The 17,420-nt window shown below is 72.6% G+C and carries 14 protein-coding genes and 1 tRNA gene; 3 read left to right on the top strand and 12 right to left on the bottom strand.

The genetic code is table 11. The annotated features are described in order from the left end of the window. Positions 1–61: 61 nt before the first annotated feature. From rho to HDA30_RS02245, 10 genes are all read right to left on the bottom strand, one after another. Entirely contained in the window at positions 62–2,029 is a 1,968-nt protein-coding gene (gene rho, locus HDA30_RS02290) for a transcription termination factor Rho (protein WP_221419115.1), read from the bottom strand. A 238-nt stretch (positions 2,030–2,267) separates the two neighbouring features. Then, complete coding sequence (thrB, locus tag HDA30_RS02285; protein ID WP_158495648.1) at positions 2,268–3,242, bottom strand: homoserine kinase; 975 nt, start codon at positions 3,240–3,242, stop codon at positions 2,268–2,270. Further along, the gene (gene thrC / locus HDA30_RS02280; RefSeq protein ID WP_158495647.1) at positions 3,239–4,351 is read right to left on the bottom strand and encodes a threonine synthase; all 1,113 of its coding nucleotides are present in this window, start codon (positions 4,349–4,351) and stop codon (positions 3,239–3,241) included. Before thrC ends, thrB begins: the two co-directional genes overlap by 4 nt. Positions 4,352–4,359: 8 nt before the next feature. Further along, positions 4,360–5,691, bottom strand: coding sequence for a homoserine dehydrogenase (locus HDA30_RS02275; RefSeq protein ID WP_184240993.1), 1,332 nt, complete (start codon positions 5,689–5,691; stop codon positions 4,360–4,362). Between the two features lie 28 nt (positions 5,692–5,719). Continuing rightward, positions 5,720–7,303, bottom strand: a complete 1,584-nt coding sequence (gene lysA, locus HDA30_RS02270; protein ID WP_343059269.1) for a diaminopimelate decarboxylase — start codon at positions 7,301–7,303, stop codon at positions 5,720–5,722. Beyond that, a complete protein-coding gene (gene argS / locus HDA30_RS02265) occupies positions 7,300–8,970 on the bottom strand; it encodes an arginine--tRNA ligase (RefSeq protein ID WP_184240992.1) in 1,671 nt (556 codons plus the stop codon). The genes lysA and argS overlap by 4 nt, the downstream gene beginning before the upstream one ends. A gap of 20 nt (positions 8,971–8,990) precedes the next feature. Then, on the bottom strand, positions 8,991–10,169 hold the full coding sequence (locus HDA30_RS02260; protein WP_184240991.1) for a ThiF family adenylyltransferase: 1,179 nt from the start codon (positions 10,167–10,169) through the stop codon (positions 8,991–8,993). Then, positions 10,166–10,885 (bottom strand): thiazole synthase, encoded by a 720-nt coding sequence (locus tag HDA30_RS02255; RefSeq protein WP_184242277.1) that lies wholly within the window; start codon positions 10,883–10,885, stop codon positions 10,166–10,168. The genes HDA30_RS02260 and HDA30_RS02255 overlap by 4 nt, the downstream gene beginning before the upstream one ends. Positions 10,886–10,951: 66 nt before the next feature. Further along, positions 10,952–11,230, bottom strand: a complete 279-nt coding sequence (gene thiS, locus HDA30_RS02250; RefSeq protein WP_288817910.1) for a sulfur carrier protein ThiS — start codon at positions 11,228–11,230, stop codon at positions 10,952–10,954. Between the two features lie 7 nt (positions 11,231–11,237). Next, positions 11,238–12,542: an FAD-dependent oxidoreductase gene (locus tag HDA30_RS02245; RefSeq protein ID WP_184240989.1), complete on the bottom strand. Its 1,305-nt coding sequence runs from the start codon at positions 12,540–12,542 to the stop codon at positions 11,238–11,240. Positions 12,543–12,700: 158 nt separating this feature from the next. On the opposite strand from HDA30_RS02245, the gene thiE reads away from it, so the two are divergent. Together thiE and HDA30_RS02235 are read left to right on the top strand one after the other, a co-directional pair. Next, positions 12,701–13,477, top strand: a complete 777-nt coding sequence (gene thiE / locus HDA30_RS02240; RefSeq protein WP_184240988.1) for a thiamine phosphate synthase — start codon at positions 12,701–12,703, stop codon at positions 13,475–13,477. Between the two features lie 65 nt (positions 13,478–13,542). Continuing rightward, positions 13,543–13,618 (top strand) — tRNA-Arg (locus tag HDA30_RS02235). A gap of 91 nt (positions 13,619–13,709) precedes the next feature. Here HDA30_RS02235 and HDA30_RS02230 read toward each other — a convergent pair. Then, positions 13,710–15,083 carry a YjiH family protein gene (locus HDA30_RS02230; RefSeq protein WP_184240987.1) on the bottom strand — a complete coding sequence of 458 codons (1,374 nt, stop codon included), beginning with the start codon at positions 15,081–15,083 and terminating at the stop codon, positions 13,710–13,712. 141 nt (positions 15,084–15,224) lie between these two features. Continuing rightward, positions 15,225–16,187: a bifunctional hydroxymethylpyrimidine kinase/phosphomethylpyrimidine kinase gene (gene thiD, locus HDA30_RS02225; protein ID WP_158495639.1), complete on the bottom strand. Its 963-nt coding sequence runs from the start codon at positions 16,185–16,187 to the stop codon at positions 15,225–15,227. Between the two features lie 64 nt (positions 16,188–16,251). Between thiD and HDA30_RS02220 the strand changes: the two genes are divergently transcribed. Further along, positions 16,252–17,388 carry a YkvI family membrane protein gene (locus HDA30_RS02220; protein ID WP_184240986.1) on the top strand — a complete coding sequence of 379 codons (1,137 nt, stop codon included), beginning with the start codon at positions 16,252–16,254 and terminating at the stop codon, positions 17,386–17,388. Positions 17,389–17,420: the final 32 nt, after the last annotated feature.

Here is a 17,420-nt window from a genome sequence, read left to right as displayed (position 1 = left end):
GAGACGACGTCGGCCCCGGCCGCCTCGCAGAACGAGGTGACCGGGGCCGTGGAGCGGGTGACTAGTCCTCGCCCTTGGCGCCCAGCGTGGTCTTGGAGACCAGCATGAGGAACTCCGCGTTGGACGCGGTGTCCTTGATCTTGTTCGTGAGCAGCTCGAGCGCCTGCTGCGTGTCCAGACCGGAGAGCACGCGACGCAGCTTCCACATGATCTTGATCTCGTCCTGGGACAGCAGCGCCTCCTCGCGGCGCGTGCCCGAGGCGTTGACGTCGACGGCCGGGAAGATGCGGCGCTCGGCGAGCTGACGCGACAGGCGCAGCTCCATGTTGCCGGTGCCCTTGAACTCCTCGAAGATCACCTCGTCCATGCGCGATCCGGTCTCGACGAGGGCGGTCGCCAGGATGGTCAGCGAGCCGCCGTTCTCGATGTTCCGGGCCGCCCCGAAGAACTTCTTCGGCGGGTACAGCGCCGAGGAATCCACACCGCCGGAGAGGATGCGGCCCGAGGCGGGCGCGGACAGGTTGTACGCGCGGCCCAGCCGGGTCATCGAGTCCAGCAGGACGACGACGTCGCGCCCCATCTCCACGAGGCGCTTGGCACGCTCGATCGCGAGCTCGGCCACCGTCGTGTGGTCGTCGGCGGGACGGTCGAAGGTCGAGGCGATGACCTCACCGGCCACCGAGCGCTGCATGTCGGTGACCTCCTCCGGGCGTTCGTCGACGAGCACCATCATCAGGTGCACCTCGGGGTTGTTCTGCGTGATCGCGTTGGCGATCGACTGCAGCACCATCGTCTTGCCGGCCTTGGGCGGGGAGACGATCAGGCCGCGCTGGCCCTTGCCGATCGGGCTGACCAGGTCGATCACGCGGGGGCCGGTGAGCTTGTGGTCGGTCTCCAGGCGCAGGCGCTCGTTCGGGTACAGCGGCACGAGCTTGGAGAACTCGACGCGCTCGGGGTGCTCGACGGCCGGCTGGCCGTTGACGGCCGAGAGCTTCACCAGCGCGTTGAACTTCTGCCGGTTGCCGCCCCCGTTGTTCGGCTTCTCGCCCTCGCGGGGGGCGCGGATCGCACCGACGACCGCGTCGCCCTTGCGCAGCCCGTACTTCTTGACCATCGACAGCGACACGTACACGTCGTTCTGCCCCGGCAGGTAGCCGGACGTCCGAACGAACGCGTAGTTGTCGAGCACGTCGAGGATGCCCGCAACCGGCTGCAGCACGTCGTCCTCGCGCAGCTCCGTGTCGTCCACCTCGGGGCCGCCGCGGCCACGACGGTTCCGGCCGCGCTCATTGCGGTTGCGCCCCCGACGCCCCCGTCGCTCCTCGTCGCGGTCGCGGTTGCGCCCGCGGCCGCCGCGCTGGTCGTCGTCGCCCCGCTTGCCCTCACGGTCGTCACGACGGCGCTCGTTCTTGTCGCCGCGACCGGACTTCTCGTCCCGGTCATGGCGGTCGTTCCGCTCGCCCTTCTCGTCGCGTCCGGGCTTCTCGTCCCGGTCATGACGGTCGTGGCGTTCGTTCCGCTCGCCCTTCTCATCGCGGTCGCGGTTGCGGCGCCGACCGCGACCGCGGCCCTCACGGCCGCCGTCGTTGTCGCTCTCGTCCGAACCGGGCTTCTCGGCGTCACCGTGCCGCTGCTGCGACTCGGACCGATCGGAGCGGCGATCATTGACCTGCTGATCGGCCGGAGCCTGCGCTGCGGTGCTCTCAGCGCCGGCAGCGGCGTCGGTCGTCGACGGCGAGTCGGTGGCTGTGGCTGGCTCCGGCTGGCCGGAGGACTCGGCACGACGCGAACGGCGGGCCGGACGCTCGGCCTTCTCAGCCTGCTCGGGCTGCGGCGCAGCGGCCTCGGCCTTCTTCGCCTCACGGTCGGCGACGGCACCGCCGCGCTGGTGGGCGGTGATGGCGGCCACAAGATCGGACTTGCGCATGCGCGAGCCGCCGGTGATGCCCAGCTGCGAGGCCAGGGCCTGAAGCTGGGCGAGCTTGAGCGAGGCCAGGCCGCCGCCGGTGTTCGGCTCGGTCTGTTCCATGGATTCGGTCACGAAGGTTTCCTTCTCCCTCGTCGGCAGCCCGACCGCGTCATCGTGCGGTGTTGCGGGCCGTGGGTGTGCATCCGGCCGGAGCGCGCAGCGGCGCCCCTGAAAACCGGGGTGTCAAGAGGATTCCGTCCGGGGTCTTTCACCACTCGACATGCCTGACGCGCGAACGGGTCCGAGACGAACAGGCAGTGCGGAAAACCGTGGGAAACAGGGCGAGACGTAGTCTCGCTCAGCCGTGGCGGACGTGCTCCACCCTAGCACCACCGCGCGCGATGCCCGTGACCTGCACACGCCAGCCGCAGCTCGAGTCGGCGTACAACTCACGCACATACTCGGCGGCGGTGGTCGCGGCCCGCTCCCCCGGTGCGAGGACCAGCACGCTCGGCCCCGCTCCCGACACCACCGCCGCGTGGCCGGCCGCGCGCAGGCGCGTGATCAGCGCGGCCGTCTCTGGCATCGCTGAGGACCGTGGACCCTGGTGGAGCAGATCGACGGTCGCCTCGGCCAGCAGCCGTGGCTCCCGGGACAGGGCGTGCACCAACAGCGCGGCGCGTCCGGCCTGGGCCGCGGCCTCGGCGTGCGGCACGCTCGTCGGCAGCAGCGCGCGCACGGCGTGCGTCGAGACCTCGACGTCCGGCACCGCCACCACCGGGACGACCCCGGGATGCAGGGAGAGTTCCGCCGTGCCGACCTCGCCGGCGGCGTCGCCTCCGCGGCTCCAGCTGACGGTCGCGCCGCCGCGCAGGGCCGGGGCCACATTGTCCGGGTGCCCTTCCAGCGCGGAACAGACCCCGAGCAGGCCGTCGGCGTCGAGCCGGTCCTCGGGGTCCAGCAGCGCCTCCGCCCCGGCGATCGCGGCGACGACGGCCGCCGCGGACGAACCCAGCCCGCGAGCGTGCGGGATCCGGTTGACGGCGTGCAGAGTCAGCCCCGGGACGGTGACGCCGCGCGCGGCCAGGTGTTCCCGCGCCAGGCGCAGGATCAGGTGTGAGCCGTCGGTCGGCAACGACTCAGCACCCTCACCCTCGACGCTCGCGGCCCAGACTCCCTCGACCACCTCGAGCGTCACCTCGTCGTCCAACTGCAGCGCCAGGCCCATGGAGTCGAAGCCCGGGCCGAGGTTCGCCGAGGTGGCCGGCACATGCACGCGGACGGCGCGACCGACCGGCAGCCGTCGCTCCCCGGGGGTGAGGGGGCGGCTCATGCCAGTCCGAGTGCGTCGGCGACCGTCACCACATCGAACGGCACACTCCTGGGCGTGACGTCATCGCCGTCGGCGCCCTTGAGCGCCCACTGCGGATCCTTCAGCCCGTGCCCGGTGACGGTGATCACCCACGTCTTGCCGGCGGGGACATTCCCGGCCGCGTGCTGGGCGAGCAGTCCAGCGACGCCGGCGGCCGAGGCCGGTTCGACGAACACGCCCTCCTTCGACGACAGCCACCGGTGGGCCTCGAGAATCTGCTCGTCGGTCACCGACGCGATCAGCCCGCCGGAGGCGTCGCGGGCGTCGGTGGCCCGGTCCCACGAGGCGGGGTTGCCGATGCGGATCGCCGTGGCGATCGTGTCCGGCTCGTCGATCGGGTGGCCCGCGACGATGGGCGCCGCGCCGGCGGCCTGGAACCCCCACATCGTCGGGGTCCTCGTGGCCGCGGCCGGCAGTTCGGCGTCGGACGTGCCCGGATGCGGATTCACATAGGGGCGTGCGTACTCCTGGTAGCCGGCCCAGTAGGCGGTGATGTTGCCGGCGTTGCCGACCGGCAGCAGGTGGTAGTCCGGAGCATCGCCGAGCGTGTCCACGACCTCGAAGGCCGCGGTCTTCTGCCCCTCGATGCGCGACGGATTCACCGAGTTCACGAGGAACACCGGGTAGCTCTCGGCCAGCTTCCGGGCCACCTCGAGGCAATCATCGAAGTTGCCCTGCACCTGCAGGATCTGCGCCCCGTGGGCGAGGGCCTGGGACATCTTGCCCATCGAGATCTTGCCCTCGGGGACCAGAACCGCGCACGTCAGACCGGCTTGCGCCGCATAGGCGGCGGCCGAGGCCGAGGTGTTGCCCGTCGAGGCGCACACAACGGCCTTCGCGCCCTCGGCCACGGCGGCCGTGATGGCCATCGTCATGCCGCGGTCCTTGAAGGACCCGGTCGGGTTCATGCCCTCGACCTTGATGTGGACCTCGCCGTCGACGAGCGCGGACAGGTGCGGGGCCCGCACCAGCGGCGTTCCACCCTCGCCCAGGGTGATGACGCGGGTGGACTCGGTGACCGGGAGCCGATCGGCGTATTCGCGGACGACGCCGCGCCAGGGCTGTGCCATGCAGGGATTCACTTTCCTTCGACTCGGAGAACGGAGACGACCTCGTAGACGGACTCGGCGGCGCTCAGATCGGCGACGACGGCGTCGAGCGCGGCCTGTGGCGCACGGTGGGTAATGACCCGCAGACGCACGGACGAGCGCCCCTCGGCCTCGGCGACGGCGTCATCCGAGGCGTCGGGGCCCTGCCGCATCGCCTCGATGGACACGTCATGCTCGGCGAACACCGCGGCGACGTCCCGCAGCACGCCCGGGGCGTCGCAGACCCGCAGCACGATCATCTCGGACGTGCTCGCCTGGGTGATCGGCAGGGCCGGCGGACCCGCCGTCGCCCCCGCGCGATCCGCGCGCATCGCAGAGCCGAGCACCCGGTGGCGAGCCGCCGTCACCACGTCGCCGAGCACCGCCGAGGCAGTCTCGCGCCCGCCGGCACCGGGGCCGTAGAACATCAGCTCTCCGGCGTTCTCGGCCTCCACGAAGACCGCGTTGAAGGCACCACGCACCGCGGCCAGCGGATGCTCGCGCGGCACGAGCGTGGGGTGCACGCGCAGCACGGCGCCGTCGACCTGACGTTCGGCGATGCCGAGCAGCTTGACGACGAGTCCGGCCTCAGCGGCCGCGGCGCTGTCCTGTGCCGTGATCGCCGCGATGCCGGTGCAGTCCACCTGGTCGATCGTGAAGCTGCCGCCGAAGGCGAGGCCGGCCAGGATCGCGACCTTGGCGGCCGCATCATGACCCTGCACATCGGCGGTCGGATCGGCCTCGGCGTAGCCGAGCCGCTGAGCCTCGGCGAGCACCTCGTCGTAAGCGGCTCCGTCCGTGTCCATGCGGTCCAGGATGAAGTTGGTGGTGCCGTTGAGGATGCCCATCACGCGGTGCACGCGGTCCCCGGCCAGCGAGTCGCGCAGCGGGCGGAGGATCGGGATGGCGGCGGCGACGGCCGCCTCACCGTCAAGCGAACCGCCGTGCTCGGCGGCCAGCGCGCTCAGCTGCGCGCCGTGTCGGGCGAGCAGGGCCTTGTTGCCGGTGACGACCACGGCACCGCGGCGCAGGGCACGCTCGATGAGCGAACGGGCCGGCTCGATGCCGCCCATCAGCTCGACGACGATGTCCGCGTCCTCGACGAGGGCCTCGGCGTCGGTGGTGTAGAGGGCAGGGTCCACCGCGGCCTGACGCGGTCGGTCCAGTGAGCGCACCGCGATGCCGGTCAGGTGCAGCGGGGCGCCCACACGCTCGGCGAACAGGTCCGCGTCCTCGGTGAGCAGGCGGGCCACCTGGGAGCCGACGGTCCCGCCGCCGAGCAGGGCGACGGACAGGGCGGTCGGGATTGTGGGCTGAGTCATGGTCCTCCGGGGCGTGTCGACGGGCAGGTCAGGCGGCGGGGCCGGTCGGCGAGTCGGGATCGACGGGCGGCCCGGACTCGGTGTGCGGATCGACCTCGCGACGCAGCAGGTCATCCACCGTCTCACGCCGGATGATCGTCCGGGCGCGCCCCGAGGCGACCGCGACGACCGCCGGGCGCGGCAGCGCGTTGTAGTTCGAGCCCATCACGTGCGTGTACGCGCCGGTGGCGGGCACCGCGAGCAGATCTGCGCGGCGCACGTCGCCGGGCAGGTAGACGTCCTTGACGACGACATCTCCCGACTCACAGTGCTTGCCGACCACCCGGGAGAGCACCGGTTCGACCTGTGAGGACCGCGAGGCGAGGACCGCGGTGTAGTCCGCGTCATACAGCACCGGGCGCGGATTGTCGGACATGCCACCGTCGACGGCCACATAGCGACGCGCGGCGGTCCGGTCTTGCGCGGGCTCCGGCGCATCGGCCCCCTCCGGGACGTCGACGTCGACGGTCTTGGTCACGCCCACCCGGTACAGCGTGAAACCGGCCGGTCCGGCGATCGCGCGCCCCGGCTCGATCGACAGGCGCGGGCAGACCAGCGCATGTCGTTCGACGGCCGCGGCCACGTGCTCGGCGAGCGCCGCCGCGATCTGGGCCGGCGGCCGCGGGGCATCCGCGGCGGTGTAGGCGATGCCGTGTCCGCCGCCGAGGTCCAGCTCCTCGAGCTCGACGCCGTGCTCGTCGCGCACCTGCGCCAGGAACGCGAGCACGCGCTCGGCGGCCAGGCCGAAGCCCTCGGGCTCGAAGATCTGCGAGCCGATGTGGCAGTGCACGCCGAGCAGGCGCAGGCTCGGCTCGGCGAGCGCGACCTCCACCGCGATCGACGCCGGTGAACGGCCGACGAGGTTGCCGTCCTCGGACTGGGCGGAGGCGGCCAGGGACAGGCCGAACTTCTGGTCCTCGTGCGCGGTCGCGATGAAGTCGTGGGTGTGGGCGTGCACGCCCGGGGTCAGCCGCAGCATGACCGGGGCGACCCGGCCCTGCCGCCCCGCGAGCGCGGCCAGGTGCCGCAGCTCGTCGACCGAGTCCACGATGATCCGCCCGACACCCTGCTCGAGCGCTTCGTGCAGCTCCGCGTCGGACTTGTTGTTCCCGTGCAGACCGATGTGCGCCGGGTCCACTCCGGCGCGCAGCGCGATGGCCAGCTCACCGCCGGAGGCCGTGTCCACCCGCAGCCCTTCGTCGGCGGCCCACCGCGCGGTGGACAGCGTGAGGAACGACTTGCCGGCGAAGTACACGTCCACGCCGCCGCACAGCTGGGCGAAGGCGGCGTCGAATCCCTCCCGGAAGGCGCGGGCACGGGCACGGAAGTCGTCCTCGTCCACCACCAGCAGCGGCGTGCCGAAGCGTTCGGCGAGCTCGGCGGCGCCGATCCCCTGCACCGTCAGTTCGCCGTCGTCCGACCGGGCGACACCACTGGCCCATAGCGGGGCCCCGACGGCATTGACCGCGGCCGCGTCGGCCGGGGCCGGCAACCACGCCGGCGCCAGCGGGCTGCCCACCCCGGCGCCGGCCGCAGCCGGCCCGGACGCGGTGTTGGCTCCGCCGCCGCTCACATCGACTCCGGAGCCGAGACGCCGAGCAGGTCCAGGCCGTTGGCCAGCACGCGGGCGGTCGCGTCGTTGAGCCACAGCCGGGTGTGGTGCACCGCCTCGACGTCGGCGGCGCTGCCGTCCTGTTCGGGCCGAGGCACGATGCGGCATGCGGCGTACCAGGAGTGGTAGGCGCCGGCGATCACCTCGAGATGCCGGGCCACGCGGTGCGGCTCGCGCAGGCGCGCGGCGGAGGCGACGACGGCGGGGAACTCCGCCAGCTGCGCGAGCAGCTCGGACTCGGTCGGGTCGGTCAGCGTCGAGGCGTCGAACTCGGAGCGGTCCACGCCGTGCGCCTGGGCCGTGCGAGCGGCGCCGCACGCGCGAGCGTGGGCGTACTGAACGTAGTAGACCGGATTGTCATTGGTGTTCGAGCGCAGCAGCTCCGGGTCGATCGTGATCGGCGAGTCCGCCGGGTAGCGAGCCAGGTCATAGCGCAGAGCGTCGCGGCCGAGCCACTCGACGAGGTCCTTGAGCTCGATGATGTTGCCCGCCCGCTTGGACAGCTTGGCGCCGTTGACGGAGATCAGCTGCCCGATGAGGATCTCGATGTTCGCCTCCGGGTCATCGCCGGCGGCGGCGGCGATCGCCTTGAGGCGGCCCACATAGCCGTGGTGGTCGGCGCCGAGCAGGTACACCTTCTCCGGGAAGCCGCGGCCACGCTTGTCCAGGTAGTAGGCGGCGTCGGCCGCGAAATAGGTCGGCTCGCCGTTGGCGCGGATCATCACGCGGTCCTTGTCGTCGCCGAACACGGTGGTCCTGAGCCAGACGGCGCCGTCGCGGTCCTCGATGTGCCCCTGCTCGCGCAGGCGATCGACGGCCTGCTGGATGGCGCCGGTCTCGTGCAGGCGCCGCTCGGAGGTGAAGACGTCGAAGCGCACGCCGAATGCGGTGAGGGTGTCCTTGATGTCCTGCATCTGCAGCTGATACGCGGCCTCGCGAACCACGGGGCGGGCGGCCTCGTCCGTGAGGTCCACGACATCCGGGTGGTCCGCGCGGACCTGCTCGGCGATCTCCGCCACGTACTGGCCGGGATAACCGCCCTCAGGGACGTCCCGGCCGTGCAGGCGGGCGATCACCGAGTCGGCGAACACGTTCATCTGGTTGCCGGCGTCGTTGACGTAGTACTCGGCCGTGACCTCGGCGCCGGAGGCCCGCAGCAGACGCGCGATCGCGTCGCCGAGCGCGGCCCAGCGAGTGTGGCCGATGTGCAGCGGCCCGGTCGGGTTTGCGGACACGAACTCCATGTTGACGGTGTGACCGCTGAGCGCCTCGTTGCGCCCGTAGTCCGCCCCCGCCTCCACGATCGTGCGCGCCAGCTCGCCCGCGGCCGCGGCGTCGAGGGTGACGTTCAAGAAACCCGGGCCGGCGACGTCGACCGAGGCGATGCCCTCGCGACCGGTGAGGCGCTCGGCGATCAGGGCGGCGAACTCACGCGGGTTCATGCCGGCCCGCTTGGCGAACTGCATGGCGACGTTCGTCGCCCAGTCCCCGTGCTCACGGCTGCGGGGGCGCTCGACCTTGACGCGCTCGGGCGTCAGGTCGGCGCGCAGCTCGGCCGGCAGGTCGCCGGCGTCGACGGCCTCGGTCAGGACGGCGGACAGCAGGGCGGCAAGATCTTCGGGTTTCACGCGGGCCAGTCTACGGAAGCTCAGCTGCCCCGCTCGGCGTGCGTCCGCCACGCGTCCAGGCCGCCGGCCAGCGAGAGCACCTCGATGCCCGGGCGGGCTGCGGTGAGCCGGGCCGCCGCCCGGGCCGACCGTGTTCCGGCGGCGCAGTACACGACCGTGGTCGCCGCCTCCGAGGCATACGCGCCGGGGTCGGCTTCCAGCTCGGCCAGGGGCACATGCGCCTCGGCCACGCCGACCGGCGGCAGGATCCGGTCGAAGCGACGCTCCCAGGGCTCACGCACGTCGAGCAGGGCCACCGAGCGCGCCTCCGGGGAGGCCAGCAGGGCGGCCAGTCCGGCCGGGGCGATCTCGGCGGGCGCGTCACGGGTGTTCCGTGCGGTGGCGCGCACCCGGTGCGCGTCCAGGTCGGTCACGGGCCGCCGGTCCGGGTCCGGCGTGAGCGACAGCCGCGTGGTCGTCATGGTCAGCGCGTCCAGGCTCAGCAGTCGGCCCCGCAGGGTCTGCCCCACCCCGGCGAGGTGTTTGATCGTCTCGGCGGCCATGATCGACCCGACGATTCCCGGCAACACCCCGAGGACGCCGGCCTCAGCGCAGGAGGGCGCATCGCCGGCCTCCGGCGGCTCGGGGAACACGTCCCGGTACAGGGCGCCGCCGGGGTGGAACAGCGCCACCTGACCGGCGAAGCGCAGGATCGCGCCCCACACCACCGGGACTCCGGCGATCTCGCAGGCATCGGCCACGAGGTACCGGGTCGCGTAGTTGTCGGCGCCGTCGACGACCAGATCCACGCCCTCGACCAGTGCCAGGGCATTGTCTGCGGTGAGGCGACAGGCGTGCTCCACGACCCGGATCTGCGGATGCAGCCCGCGCATGGTCTGCGCGGCCGAGGCCGTCTTGGCCCGCCCGAGGTCCGACTCGGCGTGGATCACCTGACGGTGCAGATTGCTGCGCTCGACCACGTCGTCGTCCACGACGTGGACCTCCCCGACGCCGGCTGCCGCCAGATAGGACAGCACGGGCGCGCCCAGACCGCCGGCCCCCACGACAAGCACCCGAGCGCGCAACAGGGCCAGCTGGGCCTCGGGTCCAAACCCGGACAGACCGAGGTGCCGAGAGAATCGCTCGAGCTGATCGTCGGCCAGCTCCGCCAGTGAGTGCGGGGCCCGGTCCGCGGGCACAGGCGAGGCCGGCGAGGTCATCGTCCCACCCGCCCGGCGGCCGGCGAGGACGCGAGGGCGTGCTCGCGGCGAGGAATGCGGCCGGCGCGACGCGCGTGGTACCCGGCTTCGACGGCGAGCCGGCACGCCTGCGCCATGCGGGCCGGGTCCGCCGCCCGCGTGATCGCCGAGGCCGCCAGGACCGCGTCGCAGCCGGCCTCCATGGCCAGCGCCGCATCGGAGGCCGTGCCGACCCCCGCGTCGAGCACGACCGGCACCTGGGCACGGGCGCAGATCAGCTCGATGTTGTGCCGGTTCAGCACCCCGAGCCCCGAACCGATGGGCGAGCCCAGCGGCATGACGGCCGCCGCGCCGGCCTGTTCCAGTCGTACGGCCGCCGCCGGGTCGTCCGACGTGTAGGCCAGCACGGCGAAGCCCTCGGCCGCGAGGCGCTCGGTGGCCTCGAGCGTCTCGACCACATCGGGCAGCAGGGTGTGCTCGTCGGCGATGACCTCGACTTTGACCAGGTTCGTCTCCAGAGCCTCGCGGCCCAACTGCGCGGTGAGCACGGCGTCACGGGCCGTGTAGCAGCCGGCGGTGTTGGGCAGCACGGCGACGCCCAGGCGGTCGAGCAGGCCGATCAGGGAGTCCCGCGTGTCCGGGGCGTAGCGGCGCAGGGCCACCGTCGTCAGCGTCGTGCCGGAGGCGCGCAGGGCACGCTCGAGGGCGGCGAGGTCGGTGATGCCTCCGGTGCCCATGATCAGCCGGGACGTCAGTTCGACCTCACCGAGGCGCAGCGCGGGGGCGGTCAGCTGATCCACGGTTCAGCCTCCCTGCACCGCGGTGACGACGTCGACGCGTTCTCCGTCGACCAGCGTCCGCGCGGACCACCGCGACCGCGGCACCACGGTCTCGTCGACGGCGACGGCCACGCCGAGGCGGCCACCGTCGGGGCGGTGGCCGTCGTCGCCGACCCGGTGGCCGGTCACGTGCTCGACGAGGCCGCGCACCGTCGTGCCGGGGTCTGCGTCATGGGGCTCGCCGTTCAGGGTGATCCGCAGTCGTGCCCGGCCCGTCCCGTGCGCCTGGTCCCCGCCGGACACGGCCGCCTCAGGCGTCGTTTCGTCCCTGCTCGGCGTCGTGGGGGTCGTCGGCGTCGTCTCCGTCGGTTCCGTCATCAGGTCTCTCCTTAGCAGGTCGGGGTTCGGGTGGCGGGGTGGCCGCGTCGTCGGCGCTGCCGCGCCGCATGGCGTCCACGAGGTCCACGGCCCGCTCGGCCGCCCACGGGGCAAGCAGGATCCCGTGACGGTGGAATCCCGCCGCCACGATCAACCTCGGGGCGCCGCGCAACACGGCCACGCGCGGGGCGTCGTCCGGGGTGCCGGGTCGGGCGGCCGCGGTGACCTCGAGCAGCTCGCACTCGCGGACCGCCGGCAGCACCGCGGCCGCGTCCGCCAGCAGGTCCAGCACCGACCCGGCATGGGATCCGGCCAGCCCGTCCTCCCGCGAGGAGGCGCCGACCACGAGGGTGCGGTCCGCACGAGGCACGAGGTAGACCTGCCGTCCCCCCACCAGGGCGCGGACGGTGCGACCGAGCAGGTGCTCCTCCCCCGGCAGCAGCTGCTCCTGGCGCACGCGCAGGCGCAGCACGTCGCCGTGGACGGGGCGCAAGGCGAGCGGCTCCTCGGCCGGCGCCCCGCCGATGTCCCGGTGGCCCAGACCGGCGGCGAGGACCGCCACGTCGGCGTGCAGGGCCCCGGCTGCGGACTCGGCGACGTCGAGCACGGCGTCCTCGCCCCGCTGCCGTGCGGCGACAACGGTGCCGGGCAGCAGCGTGGCCGGCGGACCCGCCGTCTCCGGCAGTGGCGCGCCGCCCGGGCCCGTTTCGGCTGTGAGCGCGGCCAGGCATGCGCGGACGAGCAGCCGTGGGTCCACCTGATGATCGTCCGGGGCCTCGTGGGCCTGAGCGAGGCCGGGGGTCAGCGCCGGTTCGACCCGGCGCAGACGGCTCACGGCGATCGGCTCCACCCGCCGGCCGCGGGATCCGGCATGGTCGAGCAGCCGCGACCATGCGCGTGCGTCTGCGGCGTCCGCGGCGACGATCCAGGAGCCCTGCGCGCGGAAGCCGGTCGGCGCGTCCGTGAATCGACCGAGCAGCTCGATCAGCTCGGGGTACGCGGCCCAGCCCTGGTGCAGCAGCCCGCCGAGCGCGTCCTGGCTGAACTGGGTCTCGCCGACGGGCGCGAGCATGCCCGCCGCCGCGTGGGTGGCGCCGCGGACCTGATGGGCGACGGAGGGGCCCTCGCCCGGCCCCGGCAGCTCAGGGGCGATGAGCGTCACCGCGTGCCCGGCGGCACGCAGAGACACGGCCGTGGTCAGGCCGATGGCCCCGGCGCCGACGACCACTGCACGCACCTGGTGCTCCTCCTCCCGGCGGCATGACCCGCGTCGAGTGCTGATGGTCGGCCGCGCCGGACTCGTCGTCGCTCAGCGGCCCTCTCAGCCCGGTGCGGCACAGCGCGTGCCCGGCCCGGACTCCCATGGAATGGTGCACAGTCTGCCACAGTGGTGTCATGCGCAAGCCCGCCCTGCCCACCGGCGACGCCCCCAGCCCCCACTCCTGCCGACCCCATCGCTTCGCGCGGCGTCATCGAGCCGTCGGCGCGGGCCTGAGCGGCGAGGAGCGGCGTGCCCGACTCGCCGAGGCCCGGTTGTACGTGTGCACCGGCCTGCAGGATTTCCTCGACGACGGCGCACTCGATGCCGACGCGTTCTCGGCCTTCGTCACGGCGTGCTACTCCGGCGGGGTGGACATCATTCAGGTGCGAGACAAGAGCGTGGATGCCGCCGTCGAGCTCGAGGCCCTGCACCTGCTCGTGGCCCTGGCCGCGGAGCATCGTGCGCTCTCGGCCGCCAACGACCGGGCCGATCTGGCCGCCCTGGCCGGCGTCGACGTGTTCCACACCGGGCAGTCCGATCTGAACACCCAGCAGTGCCGGGCGCTGCTGGGGCCCGACGTGCTGCTGGGCCGCTCGTGCCGCACGCGCGCGCAGGTGGACGCCGCCCGTGCCGAGGCAGACCTGGACTACTTCTGCACCGGACCGGTCTGGCCGACGCCGACGAAGCCCTCACGCGCGGCCGTGGGCCTCGAACTGCCCGCGTACGCCGCCTGGCGGGCACGCGAGGACGGGAACGCACGCCCCTTCTTCGCGATCGGCGGCATCGACGTCGACCGCCTTCCCACCGTGCTCGAAACGGGCGCCGAGCGGGTGGCCGTCGTGCGGGCCGTGACCGACGCCGAGGAGCCCGACGAGGCCGCCGCTCGTCTGCGGGATCTGCTGCCGCGCTGACGGCGCCGGGGTGATGGTGTAGTGTTGTCGAGTCCGCCGCGAGCTTCGACTCGCCGGCGACCCCCGCCTCCGTAGCTCAGGGGATAGAGCGTCTGCCTCCGGAGCAGAAGGCCGCAGGTTCGAATCCTGCCGGGGGCACCAGCGCCAGGGGCCGGCCCGTCGTTCACACACGATGGACCGGCCCCTGATTCATTCGCCCGTCGGCGCTGCGGCGCTGTGCCGGAGCGACCGCTCAGTAGAACAGATGCGCCAGCCCGACGATCACGGGCAGGGTGATCGCGGTGCGCAGCAGGAAGATGGCCACCAGATGGTGGAACTTCACGGGGATCGAGGAGGCCAGCAGCAGGCCGCCGACCTCGGACATGTAGATCAGCTGCGTGATGGACAGGGCGCCGATGACGAAGCGCGTCATCTCCGCTGCGCCCTCGACGATCACCGCGGGCAGCAGCATGTCGGCGAAGCCGATGAACAGTGCCTCGGAAGCGATGCCCGCGTCGGGAATCCCCATGGCCCCCAGCAGTCCGACGAATGGGGCGCCCAGCCACGTAAACAGGTCCGTGAACTCCGCGACCATGACGGCCGCGGTCCCCAGCGCCATGATGATCGGCAGGGTGCCCAGCCACATCTCCAGGACGTTCGCCCCGCTCATCCGCGCCGCCTCACGGGGGGTGACTGACGCGGCCTTGTCCAGCGCCGCATGCCACGCGCGCGGCAGCAACGGTCCGGGCTGGTGCCGTTCTTCCGCATCGGAGGTGTGGGTGGCTCCGGGGGCGCGCTCGTCCGAGAACCGGGACAGCGGCGGGATCCGCGGAATGATCAGCGCCGCCACGAGACCGGCGACGACAGTCGTCACGTAGAACGGGCCGAACATGTGCATGAGGTCGAGCATCCCGACAATCACGATGGTGAAGGTCACGGAGACGACGTTGAAGGTCGTTCCGAGCACGGCCGCCTCGCGCCGCGTGAAGTAGCCCTTCTGGTACTGCTGTCCGGTCATCAGCACGCCGATGGACCCGTCGCCGAGCCATGCCGCCAACGAGGACACCGAGGAGCGGCCCGGAACCGTGAACAGCGGCCGCATGACCTTCTTCATCAGGGTTCCGGTGAACTCGAGCAGCCCGAACTCGAGCAGCAGGGGCATCAGCAGCCCGGCCACGAGGAAGACGGTCACCATCAGGGTGACCAGGTCGAGCAGCACCGCCCCGGTGTTCTCCCCCCACACCTGCTCAGGGCCGATCTGGCAGACGACCATGATGGCCACGAGGAGCCCGAGCAGCCGCAGGGCGGTCCACAACGGGCCGACCCGGAACAGCGCTGCCGCCAGCGGCCGCTCATCCAGGCTCGGGCGCAGCACGGCCACGGCCAGAGACCCGAGAGCCGAGACGGCGATGATCGCCAACCCCAGCCACGGCAGCACGGGGGCGAGCGCCTCGCCGAGCCACCCGGCAAACAGGGCCACGGGGATGCTGACGGCGCCGTCGCCGTCGGGCACGGGCACGACGAACATCGCCAGCCCGAGCAGGGAGGGGATCAGGAACCGGGCGAGCGCCGCACCGCGCCACGCACGCGTCGGCGTCGCGCCGGGGGCGCCTGGATGAGAGGTCATGGCAGCCGGCCTTTCCGGAGTGGTCCAGGTCATCAGGGATCATGCCGAGCGCCGCGAACCTGCCCGTCAGGCCTCATGCGCTCACCAGAGGCACAACAATATCTCACCTGTTGAATACTTATGCGCATCGCGCCGGACGCTTCACCCCGGCGTGGGAACACCGTGGTCGACCGGCCCGTGCCACGTCCCCCGCGAAGCCTCGCCGACCTGCAGCGCCGGCCCCGCGCGCATCGCCTCAAGCAGCCACGGCTTCGCCCGGCGCAGGGCGCTCCCCCAGTCCAGGCCCCAGGCGGCGAGCACCGCGACCGCCGAGGAGAGCGTGCAGCCGGTGCCGTGGGTGGAACGCACGTCCGATCGCGGGCCGCTCACCTCGTCGACGGCCTCGGCCGTGACGATCGCGTCCGGCACCTGTCGGGCGGCTCCCGGCGCCGACGCGGCGACCGAGGGCCCCGCGGAGCCCGGAGAGTCGGCCTCGAGCGCGGCCTCGCCCAGGTGCCCGCCCTTCAGCAGCACGGCCACCTCATGCCGGGCGGCCAGCTGAGCGGCCCCCGCGCAGGCCCGTTGCCAGGAGTGTCGGAACCCGCCCTCCGACGCCCCCTCCTCTCGCCCCGCCCCGTCGACGATGCCGAGCAGGGCGGCCAACTCCGGGAGATTGGGGGTCACCAGATCGGCGGCGTCCATCAGCCGGCCCCAGAGGCGCGCGGCGTCCACCCCGGAGGAATCGGTGAGCGCATCGCCGCTGGTGGCCACCATCACCGGATCCAGCACGACGCGCGGCGGTCGCGTCCGCTCCAGCCATGCGGCCACCTCCTCCATGACGGCCGCCGTGCCGAGCATGCCGATCTTCACGGCGTCGAAAGCGATGTCCTCGGCCACGGAGTCCAGCTGGGCCCGCACCAGGTCCGGGGTGAGCACCTCGACCGCCTGCACTCCCTGGGTGTTCTGCGCTGTGACGGCCGTCAGCACGCTCAGGCCGTACCCACCGAACGCGGCCACCGTCTTCAGATCCGCCTGGATTCCCGCGCCGCCGCCGGAATCCGATCCGGCGATCGTGAGCACCCGCGGGCGGGAGGGGGCGACGGGCTCGGGACACTGCTCAGCCATGGATCTCGTGCTCCTCGTCGTCGATTCGGCCGATGGTCGGCGCGTTTCATGAGACGGTAGTCGAATGTCACAGGTCACACATCCCGACACGTCAGACGCGCACGACCGATCCCTGCGGGCCACCGGCCCGCTCGGCATCGCCGCAACCTTCATCGGCACGACCATCGGCGCCGGCTACGCCTCCGGACAGGAAATCCTGCAGTATTTCGTTAGCTTCGGCCTGGTCCGGGGCACTGCCGCGCTGCTTATCGCGGGCACCCTGTTTTTCGCGCTGTCGGCGATCGTCCTGCGTCTGGCCCAGCGCATGCGCTCGGCCGCGATCCACGACATCGTGAACCCGACCGGACGCCGCTGGCCCACGTGGTTCGCGGACGTGACCATCACCGCCTCGCTGCTGGGCACGCTCGTCATCATGCTGGCCGGCGCCGGCACCGCGCTGAACACGGCGCTCGGCCTGCCAGGGGTCGTCGGGGCCCTGCTGATGGCCGCCGCCTGCGTGATGTCCGTGCTCACGGGCATCTCCGGGCTCATGAAGGTGCAGTCCGTGGTGGTGCCGGCCATCGTCGTCGTGGCGGTGGGCGTGGCCGCGTGGGGCCTGCTCCACCCGGGCCCGAGCACCGGCGGCGACGTGGCCGCGCTGGTGAACTCCTCGCCCATGATCAACCAGTGGTGGATCTCGGGCGTGCTGTACGTGGCGTTCAACTTCCAGCTGGCCTACGCGGTCTTCGCTCCGATGGGCGCCACGGCCACGGCCTCGCCGCGCACACTGGTGGCCGGCGCGGCGCTGGGCGCTGGCGGCCTGGTGGTGATGGCCGGCGCGATCATGTTCGCCCTGACGGCCCACGCCACGCTCATCGGGCGCACCGACCTGCCCATGGTCGAGCTCGCGGCGGGCATGGCCGGCTGGATCGCGGTCGTCTACACCGTCGTGCTGCTGCTGGCGCAGTTCACCACGGCGCTGTCCTGCCTGTTCGGCTCCGTCGAGCGTCTGCGCCGCGTGCCCGGCCTGCGCCGGCTGCCGTTCTGGGTGGTCGCCGTGCTCACCGCCGTGGTGACGACGGCACTGTCCGGGATCGGGTTCTCGGACCTGATCGGCACCGTCTACCCCGTGCTCGGCTATGCGGGTCTGGTCATCATCGCGCTGCTGCTCGCCTCATGGCTCTCGGCCCGGCGACGCGCGCGCCGGACCGCGCGGACCTGAGCCGAGCCGACCCGCCGGTCGAGCACATCGGC

The sequence above is a fragment of the Micrococcus cohnii genome, assembly GCF_014205175.1.
Classification (GTDB): domain Bacteria; phylum Actinomycetota; class Actinomycetes; order Actinomycetales; family Micrococcaceae; genus Micrococcus; species Micrococcus cohnii.
Note: the sequence above shows the minus strand (reverse complement) of the source record. Positions and strands in the feature narration are given on the sequence as shown.